Annotated in this window: 1 protein-coding gene; it reads left to right on the forward strand. The window is 65.5% G+C overall.

Annotated features, from left to right (window positions below; translation table 11 throughout):
• Positions 1–953: c-type cytochrome biogenesis protein CcsB (gene ccsB, locus DIE23_RS39040; protein WP_124618202.1), on the forward strand; the 953-nt coding region annotated here is incomplete at both ends.

A 953-nucleotide genomic window follows, 5' to 3' on the forward strand; every position in this document is an offset into this window, starting at 1 on the left:
GGCTGGCGCTGGAAACCGGCGCGGCTCATGATGGCGTCGATCGCGGTGCTGTCGCTGCTGTCGATCCAGATTTACCAGGGCGATCTCGCGCGCGCCGATTCGGCGTTCTTCCTCAAGTACTTCCTGTCGAGCCAGTCGGCGATCCTGTGGATGAGCGCGCTGTTCGTGCTCGCGACGATCTTCTACTGGATCGGCCTGCTCGCGCGCTCGGCGTCGGGTTCCGCGATCGGCCAGAAACTCACGTGGGTCGCCGTGCTGATGGGCTTCACCGGCCTGATGGTGCGCTGGTATGAGTCCTACCTGATCGGCGCCGACGTCGGGCATATCCCGGTGTCGAACCTGTATGAAGTGTTCGTGCTGTTCAGCCTGATCACCGCGCTGCTCTACCTGTACTACGAAGGCCACTACGGCACGCGCGCGCTCGGCGCGTTCGTGCTGCTGGTGATCAGCGCGGCCGTCGGCTTCCTGATGTGGTACTCGGTCGCGCGCGACGCGCAGCAGATCCAGCCGCTCGTGCCGGCGCTGCAGAGCTGGTGGATGAAGATCCACGTGCCGGCGAACTTCATCGGCTACGGCAGCTTCGCGCTGTCGGCGATGGTATCGGTCGCGTACCTGATGAAGGAGCGCGGCATGCTCGCCGATCGCCTGCCGACGCTGGAGGTGCTCGACGACGTGATGTACAAGTCGATCGCGGTCGGTTTCGCGTTCTTCACGATCGCGACGATTCTCGGCGCGCTGTGGGCCGCGGAAGCGTGGGGCGGCTACTGGAGCTGGGACCCGAAGGAAACCTGGGCGCTGATCGTGTGGCTCAACTACGCGGCCTGGCTGCACATGCGCCTGATGAAGGGCCTGCGCGGCGCGGTTGCCGCCTGGTGGGCGCTCACGGGCCTGCTCGTGACGACGTTCGCGTTCCTCGGCGTCAACATGTTCCTGTCCGGGCTGCACAGCTACGG

This window comes from Burkholderia sp. Bp9143 (assembly GCF_003853645.1).
Lineage (GTDB): Bacteria > Pseudomonadota > Gammaproteobacteria > Burkholderiales > Burkholderiaceae > Burkholderia.